This is a genomic window from Paenibacillus sp. FSL K6-2862, from assembly GCF_038005125.1.
Taxonomy (GTDB): Bacteria; Bacillota; Bacilli; order Paenibacillales; family Paenibacillaceae; genus Paenibacillus; species Paenibacillus illinoisensis_A.
In genome coordinates, this window is the sequence record NZ_JBBOSN010000001.1 from 4,109,060 (window position 1) to 4,134,233 (window position 25,174).

Annotated in this window: 19 protein-coding genes; 3 read left to right on the top strand and 16 right to left on the bottom strand. The window is 45.5% G+C overall.

Going from position 1 to position 25,174, the window contains the following annotated elements:
- Nucleotides 1-53: 53 nt before the first annotated feature.
- From MHB82_RS18390 to glgB, 3 genes are all read right to left on the bottom strand, one after another.
- Nucleotides 54-1,760 carry a right-handed parallel beta-helix repeat-containing protein gene (locus MHB82_RS18390; RefSeq protein ID WP_341175545.1) on the bottom strand — a complete coding sequence of 569 codons (1,707 nt, stop codon included), beginning with the start codon at nucleotides 1,758-1,760 and terminating at the stop codon, nucleotides 54-56.
- 134 nt (nucleotides 1,761-1,894) lie between these two features.
- On the bottom strand, nucleotides 1,895-3,337 hold the full coding sequence (glgA, locus tag MHB82_RS18395; protein ID WP_095357408.1) for a glycogen synthase GlgA: 1,443 nt from the start codon (nucleotides 3,335-3,337) through the stop codon (nucleotides 1,895-1,897).
- The gene (gene glgB, locus MHB82_RS18400; RefSeq protein ID WP_341175546.1) at nucleotides 3,334-5,340 is read right to left on the bottom strand and encodes a 1,4-alpha-glucan branching protein GlgB; all 2,007 of its coding nucleotides are present in this window, start codon (nucleotides 5,338-5,340) and stop codon (nucleotides 3,334-3,336) included. Before glgB ends, glgA begins: the two co-directional genes overlap by 4 nt.
- A 196-nt stretch (nucleotides 5,341-5,536) precedes the next feature.
- Between glgB and MHB82_RS18405 the strand changes: the two genes are divergently transcribed.
- Nucleotides 5,537-6,763 (top strand): glucose-1-phosphate adenylyltransferase, encoded by a 1,227-nt coding sequence (locus MHB82_RS18405; RefSeq protein WP_341175547.1) that lies wholly within the window; start codon nucleotides 5,537-5,539, stop codon nucleotides 6,761-6,763.
- A 72-nt stretch (nucleotides 6,764-6,835) separates the two neighbouring features.
- On the opposite strand, the gene MHB82_RS18410 is transcribed toward MHB82_RS18405, so the two are convergent.
- The 5 genes from MHB82_RS18410 to MHB82_RS18430 form a co-directional block, all read right to left on the bottom strand.
- Nucleotides 6,836-8,341, bottom strand: a complete 1,506-nt coding sequence (locus MHB82_RS18410) for a sensor histidine kinase (RefSeq protein ID WP_341175548.1) — start codon at nucleotides 8,339-8,341, stop codon at nucleotides 6,836-6,838.
- Nucleotides 8,338-9,036: a response regulator transcription factor gene (locus MHB82_RS18415; RefSeq protein WP_095286490.1), complete on the bottom strand. Its 699-nt coding sequence runs from the start codon at nucleotides 9,034-9,036 to the stop codon at nucleotides 8,338-8,340. The genes MHB82_RS18410 and MHB82_RS18415 overlap by 4 nt, the downstream gene beginning before the upstream one ends.
- Complete coding sequence (locus MHB82_RS18420; protein ID WP_341175549.1) at nucleotides 9,029-10,240, bottom strand: hypothetical protein; 1,212 nt, start codon at nucleotides 10,238-10,240, stop codon at nucleotides 9,029-9,031. The genes MHB82_RS18415 and MHB82_RS18420 overlap by 8 nt, the downstream gene beginning before the upstream one ends.
- 127 nt (nucleotides 10,241-10,367) lie before the next feature.
- Entirely contained in the window at nucleotides 10,368-11,093 is a 726-nt protein-coding gene (locus MHB82_RS18425) for a phosphonate ABC transporter ATP-binding protein (RefSeq protein WP_095286488.1), read from the bottom strand.
- 84 nt (nucleotides 11,094-11,177) lie between these two features.
- A complete protein-coding gene (locus MHB82_RS18430) occupies nucleotides 11,178-12,368 on the bottom strand; it encodes an MFS transporter (RefSeq protein ID WP_341175550.1) in 1,191 nt (396 codons plus the stop codon).
- A gap of 212 nt (nucleotides 12,369-12,580) precedes the next feature.
- On the opposite strand from MHB82_RS18430, the gene MHB82_RS18435 reads away from it, so the two are divergent.
- Together MHB82_RS18435 and MHB82_RS18440 are read left to right on the top strand one after the other, a co-directional pair.
- Nucleotides 12,581-13,501, top strand: a complete 921-nt coding sequence (locus MHB82_RS18435; protein WP_095357403.1) for an ArsR/SmtB family transcription factor — start codon at nucleotides 12,581-12,583, stop codon at nucleotides 13,499-13,501.
- Nucleotides 13,502-13,546: 45 nt separating this feature from the next.
- Nucleotides 13,547-14,311 carry an HAD family hydrolase gene (locus MHB82_RS18440; protein WP_341175551.1) on the top strand — a complete coding sequence of 255 codons (765 nt, stop codon included), beginning with the start codon at nucleotides 13,547-13,549 and terminating at the stop codon, nucleotides 14,309-14,311.
- 56 nt (nucleotides 14,312-14,367) lie between these two features.
- Here MHB82_RS18440 and MHB82_RS18445 read toward each other — a convergent pair whose 3' ends face one another.
- From MHB82_RS18445 to MHB82_RS18480, 8 genes are all read right to left on the bottom strand, one after another.
- Nucleotides 14,368-16,698, bottom strand: coding sequence for a type IA DNA topoisomerase (locus MHB82_RS18445; RefSeq protein ID WP_341175552.1), 2,331 nt, complete (start codon nucleotides 16,696-16,698; stop codon nucleotides 14,368-14,370).
- Nucleotides 16,699-16,823: 125 nt separating this feature from the next.
- Nucleotides 16,824-17,315 (bottom strand): ferric iron uptake transcriptional regulator, encoded by a 492-nt coding sequence (fur, locus tag MHB82_RS18450; RefSeq protein WP_275439924.1) that lies wholly within the window; start codon nucleotides 17,313-17,315, stop codon nucleotides 16,824-16,826.
- Between the two features lie 249 nt (nucleotides 17,316-17,564).
- Entirely contained in the window at nucleotides 17,565-19,052 is a 1,488-nt protein-coding gene (locus MHB82_RS18455) for a glutamate synthase subunit beta (protein ID WP_095357400.1), read from the bottom strand.
- A gap of 635 nt (nucleotides 19,053-19,687) precedes the next feature.
- Nucleotides 19,688-20,176, bottom strand: coding sequence for a dihydrofolate reductase (locus tag MHB82_RS18460; RefSeq protein WP_341175553.1), 489 nt, complete (start codon nucleotides 20,174-20,176; stop codon nucleotides 19,688-19,690).
- Between the two features lie 27 nt (nucleotides 20,177-20,203).
- Nucleotides 20,204-20,998 carry a thymidylate synthase gene (gene thyA, locus MHB82_RS18465; RefSeq protein ID WP_095286481.1) on the bottom strand — a complete coding sequence of 265 codons (795 nt, stop codon included), beginning with the start codon at nucleotides 20,996-20,998 and terminating at the stop codon, nucleotides 20,204-20,206.
- Nucleotides 20,999-21,273: 275 nt separating this feature from the next.
- Complete coding sequence (gene lpdA / locus MHB82_RS18470; protein ID WP_095286480.1) at nucleotides 21,274-22,689, bottom strand: dihydrolipoyl dehydrogenase; 1,416 nt, start codon at nucleotides 22,687-22,689, stop codon at nucleotides 21,274-21,276.
- A gap of 3 nt (nucleotides 22,690-22,692) precedes the next feature.
- A complete protein-coding gene (locus MHB82_RS18475; RefSeq protein WP_095286479.1) occupies nucleotides 22,693-24,012 on the bottom strand; it encodes a dihydrolipoamide acetyltransferase family protein in 1,320 nt (439 codons plus the stop codon).
- Between the two features lie 176 nt (nucleotides 24,013-24,188).
- Nucleotides 24,189-25,166 (bottom strand): alpha-ketoacid dehydrogenase subunit beta, encoded by a 978-nt coding sequence (locus tag MHB82_RS18480; protein ID WP_095286478.1) that lies wholly within the window; start codon nucleotides 25,164-25,166, stop codon nucleotides 24,189-24,191.
- Between the last annotated feature and the right edge of the window lie 8 nt (nucleotides 25,167-25,174).

Below are 25,174 nucleotides of genomic sequence, written 5' to 3' on the forward strand. Positions count from 1 at the left end.
TCCATGAACCCTTTTCTCGATCTGGTGTTTAGGAGGTTTTTTTATGATAAATGCTAAACCTTGGTCCCCTTAATATTACCATTGGCATCGACAGTGACTCTCCAGCGGGTGGAATTGGGTCCCGTCAGTACAAGGTCGTTCACCAGTTGGTAGAAAGAACCATTATTGTCCTTAACCACATCAATCACGACGTTTTTTCCATTCGAAAAAGCGCTGGACCCGAATAAATATCGACCAGTGGCACTAGAAGATACCAGCAACACATTATCTTTGATAATGTTATTTTCCACAACCCGATTGGCATTATCAAAATGAACTGCCCACCAATTTCCATCATAGTTCATGCGATTGCCCGTTATAACGCTGTTTGATCCACGAATTTTCAGTGATGTGCCTTTACCCGAAATTGTATTGCTTGTAAATGTCACATGATCATTAATGCTGACCATCCGGTCAGGATTGGTCGTGACAAAACCAGGCTGAATGATATTGCTGGTGGCGACTACCCCATTACTCAAGTCCATAGCAATGCCTGCTTTGGCAATATAATTGCCTTTGATGATGATATTTCCGTCTGCAATGATCCCCCAATGATTGCCATTAGGAATCACGATATTATCGGAGATAACGCCAATATCCATGCCTTCAATCCCGTTATTGGTTCTTGCCTCAATGGCTGCTGTAGGATTCGACCTTAAAATGCTATCAATATAATTGCCCTGAATCACAAAAATATGGTTGCTCTCATCATTTGGGTTGAATTGGGAAGGAAGAAAGGAGACAGAAACTACAGAACTGTTTCGAATATTACTGAAGAAGTTTGAAGTGACAAATGCGCCTCTAAAACCGATAAGTCCTACGCCAAAAGCTGTTCCGATCACACTGTTATCATGGATATGGAGGCTCCGGGCCCCTGTCTCGCCACCTTCATTGTTACATGTAATGCCTCCACCTACTTTGGGCACATTAGATCCTTGCTGGCCTGCTGTAAACGTAGTATAGTCTGCATCGGTTGACAATACGGGTGTATGAAGAAAGTTTGTCGTTACAAATACGTTCCAGGTTGCTTTAATGAGGATTCCATCCCCCAAGTATCGGTAGCAGTCATTTTGGCTAATGATGACAAAGGCCAGATTGGTCCTCACTGCAATGGGCTCTTCACCCAAGTGGTGAAGCTTGTTGTTTCTAATGATAACATTTCTTGAAGGATTCTCCTGACTGGTTGAACCATTCACGCCAATGCCGTCCGTAAATTTGCTAATATCATTATTCTGCAATATGACGTTGCTGGAATTCTCTACGTAAATGCCTGTTCGTCCTTTGGCCCATCCAGCCTGAGTTGTACGCCTTAACGTTAGACCACTTACTTCAATATGGTTGCTGTTCTCAAAGCGTAAACCCTGATCCGATACTTCCAATATGGCTCCCGGGTGAGCTCTGATGGTTACCGCTTTTCCATTAAACGTATAAAACCATCCCGATTTTACGACTTTGTAGTGTCCCGGCGTAAATAGTAAAATATCACCTTCTTGCGCTGAGTCAAAAAACGCTTTGATCTGTACGGACTGGTCAGTTCCATCCCCCGGAGCGAAGTTTCTAACGTCAATGATATTTCCAGGGATAGAAGATTCAACCGCTGCAATATTACCCAAAATCTGACTAAACATCGCGTTCATCTTGAGAGGATCAAATGTTTCATTCCCACCCCATGCCTCCAGATTCGGATTATAAGTGGAGGTGAAATTAATATGATTGGCCATTTTACCAACTCTCTTTCATCCAATTTTCAACCTCATTCACTTCATTCGACCTCAACAGGGCATACCAACATGGCTCCAGATTTATTCTCCAAAAAAAGCCACAGTACGTATACTGCGGCTCCGTGGTTTAATCATTATTTTGTATTCTCAACAGTAATGCTACGATAAATGTCCATGTATTCATCAGCCGAAACATCCCAGCTGTAATCCCCGTTCATGCCATTTTTCACAATCTTCTTCCAGTGGTCGGGCTCGCGATACAACTTCACTGCACGACGGATGGTATTCATCATGTCATGTGCGTTAAAGCTGGTAAACGAGAAGCCGTTCCCTTCACCGTTGAACTCATTGTATGCCTGCACGGTATCGTTAAGACCACCCGTTTCACGGACAAGTGGCACACTGCCATACCGGAGTGCTAACAGCTGACTTATGCCACACGGTTCAAACTTGGACGGCATGAGAAATATATCACTTCCTGCATAGAAACGACGGGATAAACCATCGTTGAACTTGATTTGGGCTGACATTTTCAGTGGATAACGATAGGACGCCTCCCGGAACCAATGCTCGTAGGCAGGATCCCCTGTTCCCAATACGGCAAACTGGATATCGTCGTAGTACAACAGTTCATCCAATATGCGACAAACGAGATCAAGTCCTTTAGAGTCAACAAGACGGGTAACCATTACCATTAATGGTACATCTGGACGGACAGGCAGCCCAAGCTCCTTCTGCAGCTCAATCTTGTTCTCCGTTTTCTTGGATAAACTTGTTCTGTACTTGACCGGGATTTTGTTGTCAGTCGCCGGGTTGTAACTCTTGGTATCAATACCATTCACAATTCCGGTAAAACGTTCGCCTAGCGAGCTAAGCAAACCGTCCAGGCCATAGCCATAATAGGAAGTTTTCACTTCCTGTGCGTAGGTGGGGCTTACTGTTGTTACATGGTCCGAATAGACAATACCTGATTTTAGAAAATTGACATTACCATAATATTCTGCGCCATCCATGGTGAAATATCGGTCGTCCAGTTCAAGCAGATCGCTGAATAACGAATGCGGGAATACACCTTGATACAACAGATTATGTATGGTGAATACGGTACGTATCTCACTATAGAATGGCTCATGTGCGTAATGTGCCTGCAGCAGCAGCGGAATCATTCCCGCATGCCAGTCATGACTATGAAGCACATCCGGCTTGAAGTCCAGCAGCGGCAATACCTCGAGTACCGCGCGATTGAAGAAAGCAAATCTCTCCCCGTCATCCATATACCCGTAGACACCGTCACGGCCAAAGTAATATTCGTTATCGACAAAATAAATCGGAATTCCGTCATGGACGAGCATCTCAATGCCGCAGTATTGCCTGCGCCAGCCGAGTGGAACATCAGTCACGATAACCGGCTTCATGGCCTCTTTATATTCGTCAGGAATCCCTTTATATTTGGGTAAAATAACACGAACATCTGCCCCAGCCTTTTTCAAGGCTTGAGGCAAAGCTCCAATAACGTCGGCGAGTCCACCCGTTTTGATAAATGGATGACCCTCGGCAGCAGCGAATAAAAGTTTCACGCCTTTTTCCCCCTTTTTGATTTGGCAGTGGTCTTATTTGTATTTTTGAGTGCTTTTGGTCTGACAGAAGCGACTTCAATTGCTGTCTCATCCGTTTTCCGACGTGTATTCTTTTTTAGAATAACCACGCTTAGCGGAGGCAAAACAATCTCCAGACTGTGGGGATGGCCATGAAAAGGAATCTTTTCGGTAGCTATGTGCATATCATTCAATATACCTGATCCCCCGTAATCGGGATGATCACTGTTCAGAACTTCGGCATACATACCGGGACGCATGACACCAATCCGGTAACGCTCCCGCTTGACCGGCTGGAAGTTAACAAGCACAAGGAGTGTATCCGCAGGTTTTTTTCCTTTGCGTACATATGAAATGACACTTTGGCCATGATCATCCGGAGTGATCCATTCATATCCGTCCAGGGAATGATCAAGCTCCCACAAAGCTTTTTCGCTCAGGTACAGCTCAGACAGGTCACGTTCAAACTTGTGGAGTTTGCGGTGACTGTCATAATCCAGCAAGAACCAATCCAGTTCATCCTCATCTTTCCATTCAATAAACTGGCCAAATTCTCCGCCCATAAAGAGCAGCTTCTTGCCTGGGAAAGTCATGAAGTAACCCAAGAAAGCTCGCATGCCATCAAACTTTTGTTCGTACGATCCAGGCATCTTGTCCAGCAAGGACTTTTTGCCATGTACAACTTCGTCATGCGACAGAGGCAGCACATAATTTTCAGAAAAGGAGTAAACCACAGGAAATGTCAGCAAATGATGCTTCGACGGACGATCGTGGAAATCGGTTTTCATATAATCCAGCGTATCGTTCATCCAACCCATGTTCCATTTATAATTGAATCCCAGTCCGCCTACGTCCACAGGAGATGTGACCATCGGCCATGCACTGGACTCTTCAGCCATCATCAGCGCATAAGGATAATACTTGAAAATCGTTTCATTGAGTTGCTGCAAGAAGGCAACAGCTTCTTTATTTTCCAAGCCCCCGTCTGCATTGGGACGAAATTGGCCAGAATGCTTTTCAAAATCAAGCCTTAACATGCTGGTAACCGCGTCTACACGCAGACCATCAAAATGATACATTTCCATCCAATACAGAGCATTGGAGATTAGGAATGAACGAACTTCCGGTTTCGAATAATCAAAACTTAGTGTGCCCCATCCTGGTTTCTCTGCCAGCAATGGATCTGCATATTCGAACAGCGGTGTGCCATCAAACAAACGCAGACCATGGGCGTCCTTGGCAAAGTGTGCAGGCACCCAATCAAGCAGTACACCTATTCCAGCCTGATGTAGTGTATCCACTAAATACATTAAATCCTTAGGACCTCCAAAACGGCTTGTCGGGGCGAAGAAACCCGTACTCTGATATCCCCAGGAAAGGTCATAAGGGTGTTCACTCAGAGGCATCATCTCCACATGAGTGTATTTCATTTCTAATAAGTAAGGAACGAGCAGGTCCGCGATCTCTCTATAACTGTATAAAGAGCCGTCTTCCTTGCGCTTCCATGTTCCGATGTGCATCTCATAAATATGTAAAGGCTTGTTATATACAGCCCTCTGTTTCCGTCTCCATGCACCATCGTTCCATTTGTATCCCTGGATGGAACTTGTCATGGAAGCAGTCCGAGGCCTAACTTCGGCGTGAAATGCATACGGGTCTGCTTTCAGCAGTTCTGTTCCGTTTTCCGTTAAAATACGGAATTTGTATAAAGTTCCTTCACTGATTTCCGGAAAAAAACGAGTCCAAAATCCAGAATCGGGTATCTTATATAAAGGTGCCTGTTCACCTTTCCAATCATTGCAGTCAAGAGCCAGCCCTACTTCTTTGGCATTTGGAGCCCAGACAGTGAAGCGATACCCCTGACGATGATCCTCAGTCGCAGGTTGTGCGCCTAATATTCGATAACTGTGATGAAGGTTTCCTTCATGAAACAAATAGATATCCTCCGGCGAAATGGCCGGATCTGCCAATGGTTGAATGGCCAAGAGATCACCTTCTTCCCCTAGAAAATAGATATAACGTTAACCATTACCCCATTCTAGCCAAGTTGAAAAGAAAAATGACGTGTTTAAAAAAATGTTGTAATTTTACAGGAATTTTACAGTATACATCGTTTCAACAGCTCCACTTTGCGTTTATGTAAGTACTACACTGGACAAATATCTTGGGAGGGAAACGATTATGTTTAATAAAGATTGCATCGCTATGCTGTTGGCGGGAGGAGAGGGGAAAAGATTAGCCCCATTGACCTCAAGTATTGCTAAACCCGCTGTACCGTTTGGCGGGCACTACCGGATTATCGATTTTCCTCTCAGCAACTGCGTAAACTCAGGAATCGATACGGTTGGAGTATTAACGCAGTACCAAGCTGAATCTTTACACGATCACATTGGTGGAGGAGAACCATGGGGACATGGGAATTCGGAAGAGGCAGGAATCTCCCTGCTTCCATCTTATCATACAGGAAATGACGAATACTTGGGAACGGCGGATGCCATTTATAAAAATATCGACTATATTGACCAACAAAACCCCGAAAATGTTCTAATTTTGTCGGGAGATCACATTTACCACATGAATTATCGTGACATGCTGGAATCCCACAAAGCGAATGAAGCAGTTGCGACCATTTCGGTCATGGAAGTTCCTTGGGATGAAGCACATCGCTTCGGAATTATGGCTGCGGATGAAAATATGCGTGTGACCGAATTTGCAGAAAAGCCCGCTGAACCAAAAAGTAACCTGGCTTCCATGGGTATTTACATGTTTAATTGGGAGTATCTGAAACGCCATCTTCTGCTGGATGCGGCTAACCCGAATTCCAGCCACGACTTTGGTAAAGACGTAATCCCTCAAATGCTTAATGAAAACAACTCACTTTTCGTGTATAACTTCGATGGTTACTGGAAAGATGTTGGTACTGTAAAAAGCTTGTGGGATGCACACATGGATCTGCTGCATAACGAAGAAAACTGGAGCCTGCACAAAGAACACTGGCCGATGTTTACTCGTGACTGGAAAACCAAATTAAGTGCTCACAAAGCTCGTCATTCCCGTGCTGAGCATGCGTCCTCCATGGTTCATGAGTCATGCGCCATTGAAGGTCGTGCAGAGCGCTCTGTTATCTTCTGCGGTGCTGAAGTAGGAAAAGGCTCTGAAGTCAAAGACAGTGTTGTTATGCCAAATGCCCGTATCGGTAGAGGTGTTCATATCGAACGTGCCATTATTGGTGAAGGTGCTATTATCAAGGACGGCGCCATTGTCAAAGGCACTGCTGATGAAATTGTCGTTGTAGGCCCGAATGAGGTTGTATCTGCCAAACCGGCAGTCCGCACTCAGCCTGCACGTATTCTGAAAGAAGTGTATGAGAAAACCGGTCGCTTGCGCGCTGGCGAACTCTCTTCATAATATACCAAAAAAGGCAAGCCGTTGACGGCTCGCCTTTTTTGGTGCATTCAGAATCTGTCCATTGTAATCGGTTTATACGCTTTTGCCTGTACCCGAATCCGGATTAATATGTTGTGGCCCGCTCTCTTGTTGCGGTTCTGAAGTGAGTTCATTAACCTGATGCTCAGTTACGATCTCTTCTTCCGGCAAAGCAGGCAGTTCTATCGTGACGGTTGTACCCGATCCAAGTTCACTTTGTATCCTAATCGTTCCTTCATGCAGCTCCACGAGTTCTTGCGTAATGGCAAGCCCCAATCCTGTTCCACCATTCTGGTGATTGACCTGGAAGAATCGATCACGTACTTTGATGAGATGCTCCTCGCTAATTCCGATTCCGGTGTCCTGCACAGCCGCTATAATCTTCCCGTCCTCTTCTTTTACGGACAAGTAAATCCACGAATTTTCGTGTGAGAATTTAATTGCATTATCCACGATGTTCAGGAATACCTGTTTCAACCGATTTCCATCACCATGCACGTTAAAAGCTCGAGTCTCATCTGTGTCCAGCTTCAAATGTATTTGTTTTTGTTCCGCTTTGGCCCAAACGTTTAACATCGTTTCCTGCACAATCTCGCGAATGCTGACCGTGCCTTTGACCAGCTTCATCTGATTTTGCTGCAGTTTGGAGAAATCCAGCATCTCTTCGACAAGCCCGATCAAGCGTTCTGTTTCTTTCGAGATAATGCTCATGCCAATACGTGTCTCATCCGGATCATATCCGCCTGAATCCAGCGTTTCACTCCAGCCTTTGATACTGGTCAGTGGTGTTCTCAGCTCATGGGAAATGGATGAGATAAAATCATCCTTGATCTGGTTACTGCGAACAATCTCATGAGCCATAAAATTCAGTGTGGATGCCAGCTCACCAAGTTCGTGCTTATAGTTCCCTTTGACTCTGACATCCAGACGTCCTCTCGCCATCTGGGCAGATACTGCGGTAATATTGTTAATGGGACGGACGATGGAGTTCGCCATACCAATGCTGATAATCAGAACAATGGCCATAACGGCAATCCCGACGGCAACCGCAAGCAATCCCATGACAAGCAGCTTCGAGTTTACATTTTCAAGTGAGGTCAGATATCTTACAATGTACGTATTCTCCCCACCCAGATCAAGTTTGTGCGAAACGGCCATGACTTGCTCTCCGGTGCCCGGTTGTCTGCCTACCCACCGTCCCGTATTACCATTTATGGCCTGCATGATATCACTTGTCTGCATTACGGCTCGGTCAGACTCGAAGGCCGCAGAGCTGGCAAGAACTCGTCCGTTGAGATCAAGAATTTCGAGCTCTGTGCTGGATAGTTCCAGGTTCGAGAGTAACTTCGACAGATTACCATTATCCGCATTATCCTCGCGGGCGATGGGCTCCAAAAAGTCTTTTGACATGGAAATATGAGAGCTGATGGTATTGTAGATACTCTCGTAATAATACCGCTGCACCGCAAGCATAAAAATAAATTCCACCAATAACAGAGCAAGCAGAACTACAAAAAAATAATGTAGTACGATCTGTCTGGTGATGCCTTTTTTAATCATTGCTCCCGGCCCTTCCATTTATAACCGTGACCCCATACAGTCTGCAGGTATTCAGGTTCGGAAGGATTATTCTCGATTTTTTGGCGTAAGCGGCGAATGTTCACATCCACAATTTTGGGATCTCCCATATATTCCTTGCCCCATACATGATCCAGGAGCAAATCACGGCTAAGGGGTGTATTCTCTTTTTCCAGGAAGAATTGAATAAGTGAAAATTCCGTTGGAGTCAATTCAATCAATTCATTTTGTTTTTTAAATTGTTTGGAGATCAAATCAAGAGAAAACGGCCCTGATTGGAATGTGACCTTAGCTGCAGTCTCCCGATGCACATTTACTCTGCGCAGCAAGGATTGGATTCGTGCGATCAGTTCGGTCGGGCTGAATGGTTTGCTTACATGATCGTCAGCTCCAACAGAAAGAGCATATACCTTGTCCTGTTCCTGAACCTTGGCCGTCAAGAAAATGATGCCCAAACGTTCATTGGTTTCACGGATGCGACGACAAACTTCAAAACCGTCAATTCCAGGTACCATGACATCAAGAAGAGCCAGGTCAATATCTGGTACAGTTTGCAAGATGCGAAGTGCTTCATGCCCATCTCCTGCTTCAAGCACTTCGAACCCGTTTCTCTTCAAATTGATAACGATAAAACTGCGGATGGATTCTTCATCCTCAAGAATAAGTACTTTACTCATTTAGTTCTCCCTTTCTGTTCAGCTGAGACATATTATCAAGTAATCCATCATTACTATCCTGCGCATTACGTGAAGCAATCACCCGGTCGTTTGTTCGGGTAATTTCCTTCCATCTCTTTCCTTTTTCCTGTTCCCACTGAGAAAGCGTGAAATATTTAATTTCACCCACGGTTTCATCCGTATCAATCATTTTAAATCGAATATATTTTTCTTTTTCCGATTTGGTGTCAATGGTAATCTTCCCGTACCACTCCGGCTTTAGATTTAAATGAAACAGATTGGCATCATCACGATACTGGAACGAAACAAATTCTTTTCCATCCTTGCCATCCCATTGATAAAAGGTATAAAACCACATGCGGGAGTCAAACACGTAATGTTCCCAGCCCTTTGGCGTTTCCTTTAGTCCAAACTCAATAATACCATCATTGTTGAAATCACCGCTTAAAATTTTGTCATCTCTATAGGTTTGATCAGGTGATTTGAAGGCATTCACCAGTTTGTTATCCTTCACATAGATCAGTTGTGAGAAAGAACTGCGGTCATCCAGCTCTGTGTCCAGCACAATACCCATCTTATCCTTGGCGATTTCTCCTCCAAGCGCATTGTAGATCTCTTTAACGGTATAATCGGTCTGCAGCCGATCAACTTCCTTAAAGCTGCCTTCGTCATACTGATACAACGCTACACTTGCAAACCCACTGTTATTTAGGGCTACAATGGCAAAATCGCTTTTTCCATCCCCATTCATGTCCAGTGTATTACCTTGCAGATCATCAATAATATACTGGTTATAAGGGACTCCACCCAATACCTGCTCAAGTGCACCGCCATTATATGAATACGCCGTCAGTGCTTTTTGGTCCTGCAGACTCACACCGAGTATGATATCCGGGTTTCCATCGTTCGTGATATCCAACACTTTAAAGGATTGCAATTCACTTCCCGGAACGTCAAACGTCAGTTTCTTAACCCACGTATCTCCCTGTTCCTCCAGGAGCATGCCATGGATACGCACATTCTCATTGGGTGTTTCGTAAAATACGATAGCTTCGCGCGTTCCGTCCCCGTCGAGATCTTCAACACGGATCATGCTGGTGTTGTTCATGTCTTTGGGGCGAATCAGATTGCTCTCTGGCGGCTGCTCCTTCTGAACAACGTAAAACAATTTTTCTTTGTCCGTGGACAGCATGGGTTTCTTCATCAAGCCCTTGGGGTCGCTTATGACCGTACATCCGCTAAGAACGGAGCCAAGCACCACCGTCACTGCTCCGCACGCTAACAGGCGCCCCCATCTTGAGTTAAGCAATTTCATCACTCATTTCAATAGTTTAAATCATGTTTTTTTCCTTCTGTGTCAGTCTACGTCCACGTATATCAAAGGCAATCTTGCCTTCTGCAAGACCCCAGATGCGAGTTGCATGTTTCTCCGCCATCTCGATTGGTAAAACGGCAATAACCGTTGCCCGTTCTTCTTCGCACAGTTTCCGCAGCGTCTCGAGAACTGTATCGGCAGTATGTGGGTCAAGCCCAATTACTGGTTCATCCGCGAGAATGACTTTGGCCCCATGGGCAAGTGCACGGGCAATCGCTACACGCTGCTTCTCACCACCGCTTAACTTTTCTGCGGTTTGATGAGCTTTATCCAAAAGTCCGAGTCCTTCAAGATAATCCATGGCACCCATATAATCATCGGAACGGACCATTCCAGTCACCATTCTCCACCAAGGCGTTTGACCAGACCGACCAATCAATACGTTTTTGAGTGCTGACTTTCTAGGATAGAGCTGAGGATTCTGTTCCAAGTATGCCCATTCACGCTTAATTTTCCGTTTGCCGGACCAGCCTTCTTTCAAAATTTCGACACCGTCAACCGTAAATCGGCCACCATCCCATTTCTCCATCATGGCCAGGCACTTGAGCAGCATGCTTTTTCCACTGCCGCTTGAACCGACTACTGCGATCATTTCACCTTGTTGCATATCAAATCGTATATCCCGCAGAACCGGAACACGGTCCGCTCCAACGGATTTACTCAAATTCTCAACTCTGATCATCGCGATGTCTCCTCTTGTCCATGTTTTTCCCTACTATATAGTGTACTCGGAAATGGACATCAATTTCCATGCGAACACCAGCTTCTATTTTAACACAGAATGAGAACTAGGTTTTTGCTGGAACAGGACACCTGCGGCACCAAAAAGCAAATAAAAACAACCAAGCAGGATAAACATGCTTCCGGGTGAGATCCAATTGATCATCTGACCACCCAAGTTCGGCCCCAGAATACTGCCTATCGTAAAATGGAACGAGGCCACGACGTTCGCTGCTGGAAGAAGTGCCTTTGGTAAAATATCTGCTGCATAGGCAAGTCCAAGCGAGAAAAACGACCCTACCAGCCCACCTGCTACGGTTAGTAATACCAGCGTCCACCAGAAGTGAGTTCCGGCCACAGGTACCAGCATGAACATAACCCCACCTGCAATACCAGCAGACATTAACACTTTTTTGCGTCCAAAGCGGTCACTGAGGATACCCAGAGGTAGCTGCAGGAACAATCCTCCAATTCCCACAAACGGCAGTAAAGATGAGATCTGACTGGCATCTAAGCCGATCCGCAAACCGTATACCGGGAAGTTGCTGTTCATCCCGGCTTCCATATAACCATAGAGAAGCGCTGGTATTAGCGCATACCATGCCCATGCCCAGCTGCGTCGGAAGCGGCGTTCCGGGAGCTGACCATGCTCTGCTTTTTCCGGTTTGGTATCAGGAAGCTTCATTAATACAAGCAGGAGCACGGCCCCCATACAAACGAAAAGAACCCAGAACGGCACTGCCTCGCCAAATCCGAGCAGCTTGATGCCCAAAGGCCCGATACTGAAGCCAAGTCCGTAGGACATGCCATATAGGGATATGTAACGCCCTCTTTTTTCGGGTGCCGTCACGAGAAGAACCCAAAGCTGAGCAGCATAATGTAATGCACTATCGCCTATACCAACGACGAGACGAAGAATAAACCATAATTTAATATCCGGTAAATACGGAAAAAGAATCAGGGGAAACATAACAAACAGCAGGCCGCCGACAATCAGCTTTTTAAAACCAACTGCTCCGAGCAGCCGTTCAGCGACCAGTGTCATTGCAAAAGAACCTACATACAGCGCTGCTGCATTGAGACCATTCAACCCTGGTGATACCCCTTTTTGCTCCAGGAAAATGGATAGTACAGGAAGCAATAATCCTTGACTAATCCCTGCTACAACTATAACGATGATAAGGATGAGATAGTTGGATGTAGAATGTGATGATTTTGCGACATTAATGGATGACACGAATTTCATTCCTCCTGCGGACAACCAAAAGAAAAATCGCCATCGCTGACGACTTTTCGCATGTTATTCATATTCGTATGATAAAGCGCTGCTTCACCGGTGCATTTGCCCCGGACTTGAACATTATAGTGGACAACGCCCTGCAAAACAAGCCATAATAGTACATAAGTCGCTGCGTACATTTAGATGTGACGGGAGGATTCTGCATCGTTATGACTTATCATGTCAAGATTGATGTTTCACCGATATATGAAATGCTCAACAGTTTTCTTGTATATGTCACGAAAAAATGGATTCAACATTTGGATGTTGGACCCGAATGGATTCTTGAAGTGGAAGGCAAACTAAGTTCCAACGTACGTGCTGCTCTTGCACCTGCGTCGACTTGGCCTTTTGATGATTTTGATGTTTTGTTCGCATGGGCTGCCTACCGGACCTGCTCTTCAGAGAATCAGGACTTTCTCAATATGCTTGCGAGTCTGCCTTCAGAGGAATTGTTTGCACGAGTATCTCCTCTTCTGCCGAGTATTACAATAGAAGAAACAAGTCGTATTCGGGACAGTTACGTGCCGCTTCTTCGTCTCTGGGACCAGCATTACTGCCAGAATATAAGTGACGATTATCGTACCTGGCTGGAAGAGGACGCTCAGGAGAAGCGAATTCTTTTGGAGAAAATGGGACCTGAACTGCTTATCGAATATGCTACAGCAGGTGTTATTGTGGAACCAATGCCCGGATTAGATGAAGTGATTCTATTCCCCACAGTACATAACCGTCCAATTAATATTTACTGCTTCTACGAAGGCATGATGATTATGCAATACCCGGTGGATACTCCTGAAGAGAATGAAGATCAGCCGCCAACCTGTCTGCTGCGCTTTACACATGCTTTGGCTGATCCCGAACGGCTTCGCCTGCTTCGTTACGTATCCGATGAGCCGAAGTCGCTTGCGGAGATGTGCGAAGAATTGAACAAAGATGAAGACATGGTTAAAGATCAGGTTATGGCGCTGCGTGTCGCAGGTTTGCTGCGTACCCATCTGCTCGGCAGTAACCGCAAAGAGAAATACAGTATCCGGCCGGATGGCGTGTCTGAATTGAACATGTTCCTAGAATCCTATATACGCATATAAATGAGGATGTAACTGGAGTTGCCGGCTGCAAGGAGTGATTTTGAAATGAACACGATTAAACAGCACATCATTTTCGATCTGGACGATACGCTCGTCTATTGCAACAAATATTTTAACTTAGTCCTCGGTGAGTTCTTCGAGAACATGCAGGAGTGGTTTGACAATCATGCATTAACCGTCCAGGACATTCGTGACAAACAACTGGAAATTGACGTGACCGGTGTGAACCAGGTCGGATTTGCCAGTCACCATTTTCCACAGTCTCTTATTGATACGTATCGCTTTTTCTCTCAGAAATATGCAAGAGCCACTTCCACTGAAGAAGAAACGTTCCTCACGAAGCTTGGCATGAGTGTATATGATCGGGAGGTTGAACCATACCCTCACATGGTTGAGACACTGGAAAGTCTGCAATCAGCCGGACATGCCCTCTATCTGTATACTGGAGGCGAAACGGTGATTCAACAACGGAAAATTGATCAGATGAAGTTATCTGCTTATTTCGATGACCGTATCTATATAAGGCAGCATAAGAACGTCGAAGCCCTCGAAGGCATTTTATCTTCCGGCCCTTTCGACCGCAAGACAACATGGATGATCGGAAACTCATTACGCACGGATATTTTGCCAGCAGTCACGGCTGGAATCCATAGCATATATATCAAACAACCAAATGAATGGCAGTATAACATTGTTGAACTTCAGCCCAATCCGGAGACTTCGATGTACACCATCACGGCTCTCGAAGAGGTGCCTCAGGTCATTCATGAGAATATTCAGCAGCAGCAGCAAAAAAGGACCCTTGATTAAGGGTCCTTTTTGTTCACATCAAATCTGTGATTGCTTCATTTTTTTGAACAACCTTACTACTCCTGCCTTTCAGCTGACAGCTTGCCCGAAGATTGATCCTGCAGGATGATCCGGGCCTTAACCGTACTCCCGTCCTTACGTTTGAAAGACAGCACCTGAGTGCTTCCCTTCTCGATCAAAGACTTTAACATTGTACTGGTTATTTTTTTGCCAACGTACTCTTTCCAGATGACAAACCCACAGCCTTCCTTAAATCGCGTACACCCATAGCCTTTTTTCCCCTCTATAATCTGACCGGTGCAACCCGGCGAGGGACAAGATGCCAAGGGTTCACGAACACCGGCATTTGCCGAGCTCGCTGATGCAGCCTTTACTACTGAGACTGCTGTGTTACTCGATTTGGAGACAGATCCTGAAGACTGCCGTGATGATTTCGGAGCTGATGCTGCTGTTCTCGCTGTTGTTTTCGTTCCTGATTTTGAGGATTTTGCTCCCTTGCCTTTGCCACGTCCCCCACGTGAATCTTCACCAAATGCATCCGCAGGTGCAGGGGCTTGTACACGCACCTTATCAATAATGGACATGGTGAACTTCTTAACGTTCTCCATAAACTTATCCTGACCGGCTTCCCCTTTGGAAATCTGATACAATCTTCTCTCCCATTGTCCAGTCATCTCCGGGGAGGTTAACAAATCAACACCGGCTCGCCGAATCAATTCGATCGCTGTTCGACCTTTTAGCGTCAACTGCATCTTTTTCCCCTGCATCGTGATATAACCAACATTTTTGAGCCGCTCGATGGTTGCAGCTCGTGTTGCTGGCGTGCCCAGACCGCTGTCCTTCATGGCATCACGCAGTTCTTCGTTTTCGATCTGCTTACCCGCACTTTCCATCGCTTTCAGCAAAGTTCCCTCCGTATAACTTTTGGGAGGTTGGGTTGCTTTCTCCTTGAACTCGCTCTTGCTACACTGCACTGGAAGTTCTGGCTGCACAGAGAACGACTTATCCGTCCATTCTTCGGATTCTTCTTCCTCATTATTGTTCTTCTTCGTTTTTTTCTTTCCCGAGCCATTCTGCTCTTGATCTGTAGAAGGAAGAACGACTTTCCACCCGAGTGACAGCAGTTCCTTCACAGAAGTTTTGAACTGATGCTGCTCTACTTCAGTAAGTACGGTATGCTGTTTATACTCTGCAGGCGGATAGAAATGAGACAAAAACCGTCGGACGATCAGGTCGTAGATGTTCTGCTCATCCTTCGATAAGGTACCTGGCCTTTTTAACGTAGGCAAAATGGCATGGTGATCCTCAACCTTGGAAGGATTGCAGACTCCCTTGTTATTTTTATGAACCAATTCAGGTTTTGCACCAATAGCCAGCTCACTATAGGGCCCGTTCTTAAGCAGGTTTAATGTTTTGTGCATACCCTCAATATTCTGTTCCGTAACATAGTTGGAATTCGTCCGCGGATAGGAAATAACCTTGTGTTTCTCGTACAAGGCCTGTGCAATATCCAGTGTCTTCTTCGCTCCATACCCATACTTGGCATTGGCTTCACGCTGCAGCAGAGTCAGATCATATAGTCTGTACGGATACTCCTTCGTTTGCTTCGCCTCATACTTGGTAATATGTCCGGTTTTGCCCTTCACACTGCTCGCTATCGCTTCAGCAGCCTCCGCATCCGTGAGCTTGTCTCCTTGGCGTAAGCCTCTGTACTCTACACCCTCCTGACGGAACCAGGCGGCGACTTCATAAAATGTTTGTGATTGAAATGCCTCAATCTCCATTTCCCGATCATAGATCAACGCAAGAACCGGTGTCTGTACACGTCCCACAGATAACAGGGCGTTATGCCGAGTCGTGAAGGCACGTGAAGCATTCATGCCAATCAGCCAATCGGCCTCACTTCGGGCGCGAGCAGCATGAGTCAGATTTTCGAACTCTGATGCATCCTTAAGCCCGTCAAAGCCACGCTTAATGCTCTCTGCAGTCAGGTCCGAAATCCATAGTCGTTTAACGGGCTGACGCAGCTTCAGCTGCTGTTGAATCAATGCAAAAATATACTGGCCTTCTCGCCCGGCATCACATGCATTTACGATCGATGATGCTCGTTTGGCAAGTTCTCCAATCATCTTAAGCTGATCTTTTGTTCTGGGATTCGGCACGATTTTGAACTGATCCGGAATAATGGGCAGATCCGCAATATTCCATCGTTTGTATTTCGTATCATATGCATCCGGTTCAGCAAGCCCGAGCAGATGACCAATCGCCCAAGTGATAATGTAATGCTCACCTTCAAGATAACTGCGATTGTTCTTGGCTCTTGGTTCTATGACGGCGGCAATGGTTCGACCCATATCAGGCTTTTCCGCTATAACCAGTGTCTTCATCCGTCCATCTCTCCTCCTTCACCGTCCGCTTGACGGCAAAAAGGGGCCTTCCGCCCACGGAAGCCCCTTGCTTCTGAAACCTATTATATCAGATTTTGAATCCGGGAGCATCCTCCGTGGAACAATTAGCCTGCAGCTTGTTCATTTACGGCCTGCTTTTCCCTACATTCCCTGCATACACCCTGGAAGTCAAGGCGATGATCCGTCACGGCAAATCCGTATTGACGTTCAATCTGCTGCTCCAGACGAAGCAAGCCATCTTCCATAATTTCTTCCACAGTTCCGCACTCCGTGCAGATCAAATGGTGGTGATGATGTGAGCCATCTGTGCTCCGCAGATCGAAGCGTGCAGCACCATCTCCAAAATTTATTTTCTCTACAACCTGAAGATCACTTAGCAGCTCTAGTGTCCGATATACAGTTGCCAGGCCGATCTCAGGAAACTGCTCCTTCACCAGCAGAAACACTTCCTCAGCACTGAAATGATCCTTTTCATGTTCAAGCAGCACACGTACCGTCACTTCACGTTGTTGTGTCAATTTATATCCTTTGTCTACCAATTGCTTTTTAATGTCAAATATTTGTTCTGAAATGGACTTCTCCCGGTTTCTTGCCATAGCTGGTCGCACCTCCGGATTTAAATTCTCTATTTAACAAGGTCATTTGTAGTCTTATTTATAATTATTATAATCTAATAATAAATCTTTACGACTTAAAAAGCAATGCTATACCGCACACTAGCTCAAATTATTTGCTACGCAATAGAGTTATGAAATAAAAAAACAACTCCCACTATAAGCGAGAGTTGTTTTTTGTATCACATCTTTTGTTCCGAAATAATGTATGAAATTATTGCTTATTTCAAGTTAAGCAAGAACGGTGGCACCCATCAGGTATTTGTCTACCTCACGAGCGGCTTCGCGTCCTTCATTGATAGCCCATACAACCAGACTTTGTCCGCGACGCATGTCACCTGCAGCAAATACTTTATCCACATTGGTATTGTATTTGCCGTAGCGAGCTTTAACATTGGTACGACGATCTGTTGCAAGTCCCAGCTGTTCAACCAGCGTTTGCTCTGGACCATCAAACCCGATCGCGATCATTGCCATTTGTGCAGGGAAAACGCGCTCTGTTCCAGGGATTGGCTGGTAGATCTTACGACCTGTTTCATCGACAATACGCTCGATTTGAATCGTGTGCAGTTCTTTGAGGTTGCCCTCTTCATCTCCAACAAATTTGGTTGTCATGATGGAGAATTCACGCGGATCCTGCCCGAACAACGCTTTGGCTTCCTCTTGTGCATAGTCCAATGTATAAACATTAGGAAATTGCGGCCAAGGGTTGTTAATGCGATCACGTTCCATTGGTGCTTGGGTATGTGTACCAAATTGGGTTACGGTACGACAACCGTGACGGAGCGATGTAGCCACACAGTCCGAACCGGTATCTCCGCCACCAATAACGATAACGTCTTTATCTTGTGCAGAAATGTAGTTTCCGTCTTCCAGGTTGGAATCCAGGTAGCTTTTGATACTGCCATTCAGGAAGTCCATCGCGTAATGTACGCCTTTCAAGTCGCTTCCTTCAATATTGAACTCCCGCGGCTTCGTAGCACCACCACACAACACGACTGCATCATACTCGTCCACCAATTGCTGAGCAGGAATATCCTTGCCAATCTCGGTGTTTGTCACGAACTGAACGCCTTCCGCTTCAAGCAGATCCACACGACGCTGCACCACTTTTTTGTCCAGTTTCATTGTAGGAATACCATACATCAGCAAACCGCCGACACGGTCCGAACGCTCATATACGGTTACCGTATGACCTGCTTTGTTCAATTGAGCTGCCGTCGCAAGACCTGCAGGGCCAGAACCAACGACCGCTACGCGTTTACCTGTGCGTTTCTCCGGAGGTTGGGGAACCACCCAGCCTTCTTCGAATCCTTTTTCGATAATAGCTTCTTCAATCGTTTTGATGGTAACCGGCTGGCCGATCAGGCCAACGGTACAAGATCCTTCACATGGAGCTGGACAGACACGACCTGTAAACTCCGGAAAATTATTTGTTTTGTGCAGACGATCAAGCGCTTCTCTCCACAATCCACGATATACAAGATTATTCCATTCCGGAATCAGGTTATGCACAGGACAGCCCGACGTTCCGCCAATCATATCTATACCTGTATGGCAATACGGGGTACCACAATCCATGCATCGTGCACCTTGTGTTCTGAGCTCTTCTTCAGCCATATGTTTATGAAACTCTTCCCAATCCTTAATCCGCTCAGCCGGCTCCCTGTCCGCAGGCAGCTGCCGTTTGTATTCCATAAATCCAGTAGGTGTAGACATCTTACGTTTTCCCCCATCCGTTCTCGTCTTAATCCTTTCATTGGCATGGTTCTATATGAAATGGATTACTCATGCTGAGTTTTTTGTCTATTGTATCACAAAAACTTCTCAAAGATATTTCAATTATAGTAGCATTTCGACAACTGAATATTAAATGGATTATCCGCATAATTATTTGTATTTTATACATCATATCGTCAGGTTTAGCTGTGGTCAATACCCTTATTTTGGAGCTGAAAATGATGATCAAAAGTCTGTTCTAACGTTTATTATGTCGAAAAACAAAAAGAACGTCATGTAAATGTGAGCTAATTTGCCATTAAAATCAAGCAAGTCAGCCCTATATACCTCCTAATTCCGAATATTCGCTCGAATTTAGGGCTTCACAACGGTAAAAGCCCACAACTTTTATACTTTTTTACTAGTTATGTTGAAAATCTTATTTTCGAGCCCCAATTTCTCTTGGTTACAAATGTTATATTCGTGTAAACCACAAAAAATGGCTGAGGGCATCCTACATTTTTAAAATAAATTAAAAAAGACGCTGTTCACGAATATTTCGTCAATCAGCGCCTTTTGTATTTTTGCATTTCACACATCAAATTTCTAATCAATGATCATCTAACAGATTAACTTCAGCGTTTGCGTTCATAAAACTCAAACGTATAGGCATACACATTTTTCTCGTCCTGCTCGCCCTCAATCTGCTCCTTCAGCTCCCATTCGGTCCAATCCACATCCGGGAAAAAGGTATCTCCCTCAAATTCCTCATGGATCTTGGTAACCACCAACCGGTCCGCCAGCGGGAGGAACTCACGGTATACCTGTGAGCCACCGATTACACATAGTTCCTCTCCTTTGGTAGCCTCCAAACCTTCTTCAATGGAATGCACCACTTCTGCCTGCTCTACCTTGTAGTTCAGATCTCTGGTGACTACAATATTCCGGCGCTGCGGAAGCGGCTTACCTCCAAAGGATTCCCACGTATTGCGGCCCATTAAAATCGTTTTGTTTAACGTACGACGCTTAAAAAAAGCCATATCTTTGGGCAAACGCCATGGAATCGAATTGTTCAAGCCAATAACACCATTTTCACCCATAGCCCACACAAGTTCAATACTCAAAATGCTACACTCCTTCTTCGAGTCTGCTTATACCGCAATTGGAGCCTTAATACCCGGATGATGCTGATAGTTCTCAAACTCAAAATCCTCAAACTTATAATCAAAAATCGAATCCGGCTTACGTTTAATGATCAACTTAGGCAGTGCGAAAGGCTCACGCTCAAGCTGTGTTTTCACTTGCTCCACATGATTGGAATAGATGTGCACATCGCCACCCGACCAGATGAAATCTCCCACTTCAAGGTCACACTGCTGGGCAATCATATGTGTCAGTAACGCGTAGCTGGCAATATTAAATGGCAACCCCAGGAACGTATCCACAGAGCGCATCGTAAGCATACAGGATAGTTTACCCTCCGCCACATAAAATTGAAACGCAAAATGACAGGGTGGAAGCTTCATGTTGTTAATCTCTGCCACGTTCCATGCACTTACCAGATGGCGGCGTGAATCCGGGTTATTTTTAATTGAATCGATAACTGCTGAAATCTGATCAATTTTCTCCCCGTTTGGAGCTTCCCATGTTCTCCACTGTGAACCGTAGACCGGGCCTAGATCGCCATTCTCGTCTGCCCAATCGTCCCAGATTTTCACTCCGTTTTCTTTCAGATAGGCAATATTCGTATCCCCACTCAAGAACCATAATAGTTCATGAATGACGGATTTAAGATGGATTCGCTTCGTAGTTACAAGCGGAAAGCCTTCGGACAGGTTATAACGAAGCTGTCTGCCAAACACGGATTGTGTACCCGTTCCGGTACGATCCCCTTTATGAACACCGTTATCCAATATATCTTGTAATAAATCGAGATAGTTTTTCAAGTTGATTTCCCCTCGCATCTCTATATATGTTGCCACTCAGCTACAGATTGATCTGATTTTCATCATGTCTGATCATCTTAACAGTTTATCACACTGTGCACGATGGAAAAAGAGTTGAAAACACATTCAATTTTGCCCATGTTGTACAGCACAAAGTGCATGATGTAGCTCTACGGAAGCCATCTGCATTCACAAAAAAGAGGCAAATAACGCGTTAGCGCTACTCACCTCTTGATTTACGTATGATGCCGGACGAGTCCGAAGCTTAGACGATATTAGCGGGAAATGATGTGGATCGGATGACCCATAACCAGTTCCGCAGCTTCCATCACGATTTCGCCCAAAGTTGGGTGAGCGTGAATAGTCAGAGCCAGATCTTCCAGAGTAGCACCCATTTCGATTGCAAGACCAAGCTCAGCAATCAGGTTGGAAGCTTCCAGACCAACGATTTGGCAACCCAGTACAAGGCCGCTTTCTTCGTCAGCTACGATTTTCACGAAGCCTTCAGCATGGTTCAAAGATACCGCACGGCCGTTACCCGCATAAGGGAACTTACCTGCTTTTACTTTGTAGCCTTTTTCTTTGGCTTCTTTTTCAGTGTAACCTACGCTGGAGCACTCTGGATCTGTGAATACAACAGCTGGCATACATTTGTAGTCAACGACAGACGGTTGTCCTGCGATCGCTTCAGCAGCCACTTTACCTTCATAAGAAGCTTTGTGGGCAAGTGCCAAACCGGATACGATATCACCGATTGCGAAGATGTGCGGGATGCTAGTACGGCCTTGGTGGTCAACTTTAACGAATCCACGCTCGTCTACGTCAACACCGATCAGGTCCAAACCAAGCTCACCGTCTGTGTTTGGACGACGTCCAACAGTAACGAGCAGGTAGTCTGCAGTTACTTCTTTGGACTCACCATTTACGGAATATTTAACAGTTACATCTTTATCCGTTTGCTCAGCACTTTCAGCTTTTGCACCCGTTACGATTTCGATGCCTGTTTTCTTCATGTTTTTAGCCACAAGGCTAGTCATGTCTTTATCGAATCCTGGAAGTACAGTATCCAAACCTTCGATGATCGTTACTTTAGCACCGAATTTGGAGTACATTTGACCAAGCTCTGCACCGATATAACCGCCACCGATAACGATCAGGCTTTTCGGTACTTCAGGCAGGTTCAATGCTTCTGTCGAAGACAGAATGCGTCCGCCAAATGGGAAAGGTTTCAGTTCGATTGGACGGGAACCTGTTGCAATGATTGCATTTTTGAATTTGTAACGCGGAGATTCGTGATCGTTGAATACACGCGCTTCGTTTTCGTTAATGAACATGCACTCACCGTTGAAAACTTCAACTTTGTTGCCTTTAAGCAAACCAGCTACGCCGCCAGTCATTTTCTTAACAACGCCGTTTTTGAATTCTTGAGTTTTGCCGAAGTCCACTTTTACGTTTTCAGCAGAAATACCGAATGCTTCACCGTGAAGTGCATTTTCATATTGGTGTGCAGCAGAGATCAGAGCTTTGGATGGGATACATCCACGGTTCAAACAAACGCCACCAAGCTCGGATTTGTCTACAATCAATACGCTTTGGCCCAGTTGAGCAGCGCGGATGGCAGCTACATAGCCGCCAGGACCCGCACCAATTACTAATGTGTCGATATTGAGAGAAGCGTCGCCTACTACCATATCTTACACCTCCATAACGAGCAGCTCAGGGTTAGCGAGCAGCTGTTTAATGTAGTTCATAAAGTTTTGTGCTGTTGCACCATCGATGATACGGTGGTCAAAGCTCAAGGAAAGAGCCATTACAGGAGCTGCAACAACTTCGCCGTCTTTGATAACCGCTTTTTCGCTGATTCGTCCAGTTCCGAGAATTGCAACTTCAGGGAAGTTGATGATCGGAGTGAAGAACATACCGCCAGCAGAACCGATGTTACTGATGGAGATTGTGCTTCCTTTCATTTCGTTAGCGCTCAATTTGCCATCACGGCCACGAGCTGCCAGATCACGAATGGAATCAGCGATCATCCAGATGGATTTGCGATCAGCATCTTTGATAACAGGAACGATCAAGCCGTTGTCTGTATCTGTTGCGATACCGATGTTGTAGTATTTTTTGTAAACAATTTCGTTAGCTTCTTCATCAATCATTGCGTTCAGAGCAGGGAATTGACGGGAAGCTGCAACCAATGCTTTAACGATGAACGGCAGATAAGTAACTTTCGTTCCTTTTTTCTCTGCGATTGGTTTCATACGAGTACGGAAAGCAACCAACTCAGTTACGTCCACTTCGTCCATGATTGTAACGTGAGGTGCAGTGTAAGCCGATTTAACCATAGCATTGGAGATTGCTTTACGGATACCTTTGAATGGTACGCGCTCTTCTTCAAGGCGTTGGTCAGCTGCTGCCGCTGCTGGTGCTGCGGATTTTTTCTCTTCTTGAGCAGGAGCTGCGGAAGCTGCTGCGGATTGGCCGCCACCATTTTTGAAGGATTCAACATCTTCTTTGGTTACTTTACCGTTGTTGCCAGTGCCGTTAACCTGAGCGATGTCTACACCTTGCTCACGAGCAAATTTGCGTACGCTTGGTGTTGCCAGAACGTCTTTGGCAGGTACTGCCGGAACGCTGTTGTTGCCGCCTTCTTGAGCTGCATCCGAGCTGGAAGCTGCTGCAGAAGAACCGCTAGTGTCAGCTCCGCCTTGAGCTGCGTCTTTCTCTTGTGCACCTTGGTCGCCAGCAGGAGCGTCGTCTTGCTCAGGCAGTTCGCCTTCTGCATCGATAACAGCAACAACTTCACCAACGTGACAGATTTGACCGTCTTTAGCGAATACTTCAGTAACTGTTCCGTTAACCGGACAAGGTACTTCTACTACCGCTTTGTCGTTTTGTACTTCCATGATGATATCATCGTCAGTTACTTTGTCCCCGACTTTGATGTGCATCTTGATGATTTCGCCTTCGTGAAGGCCTTCGCCTAGTTCAGGGAATTTGTATTCAAATTTAGCCAACTGAAAAACCTCCTTGATTATGTGCTCAATCCTGAAAACAACCCTTAGCTCCAAGAACTAACTGTTACTGCTAATGCAAATAACTGTCAATCAAGGGGCTAATGGCTGTTTACAGTGCAGCCTGTGCTGCGATGTGAATCACCATACTGCGCCTTGCGGCATGTCAGATGATCAAATTAGAAATTTACGACTTTGTTAACCGCAGCAACAATACGTGCTGGGTTAGGCAGCCATGTATCTTCAATTTGTGCGAATGGATATACAGTGTCCGGACCAGCTACACGCAGAACCGGAGCTTCCAGGTGAAGAATTGCTTTTTCATTGATTTGGGCAATGACTTCAGCTGCAACACCTGCGCTCTTTTGAGCTTCTTGTACAACAATTGCACGATTTGTTTTCTTAATGGAAGCAACAACGGTATCGATGTCGATCGGGCTGATCGTACGAAGGTCGATTACTTCAACTTTGATTCCTTGTTTTTCAAGCTCTTCAGCTGCTTTAACAGAAGTATGAACCATCATACCGTAAGTAATGATCGTAACGTCGGAACCTTCACGAACAACGTTTGCTTTACCCAGTTCAACAACGTAGTCTTCTTCAGGCACTTCTGCACGGAAAGCGTGGTACAGGTTCAAGTGCTCCATGAAGAATACAGGATCATTGTCGCGGATGGAAGCGATCATCAGACCTTTTGCATCGTAAGGGTTAGAAGGAACTACTACTTTAATACCCGGAGTTTGCGTGAGCAAACCTTCCAGAGAATCTGTATGCAATTCTGCCGCTTTTACACCGCCACCGAATGGTGTACGGAATACGATTGGAGAATTGTATTTTCCACCGGAGCGGAAACGCATACGAGCAGCTTGCACTACCATTTGGTCAAGTGCTTCGAAGATGAAACCTACGAATTGGATTTCAGCTACCGGACGGAAGCCTTGAATACCCAAACCTACAGCCAACCCACCAATAGCGGACTCAGCCAGCGGAGTATCAAATACACGCTCTTCGCCAAACTCTTTTTGCAGACCTTCCGTTACACGGAAAACACCGCCTACATTACCTACGTCTTCACCGAAAAGCAGAACGTTAGGATCACGTTTCAACTCAACGCGAAGCGCATCACGGATTGCTTCTTTCATGTTCAATTGTGCCATTTGCTTCA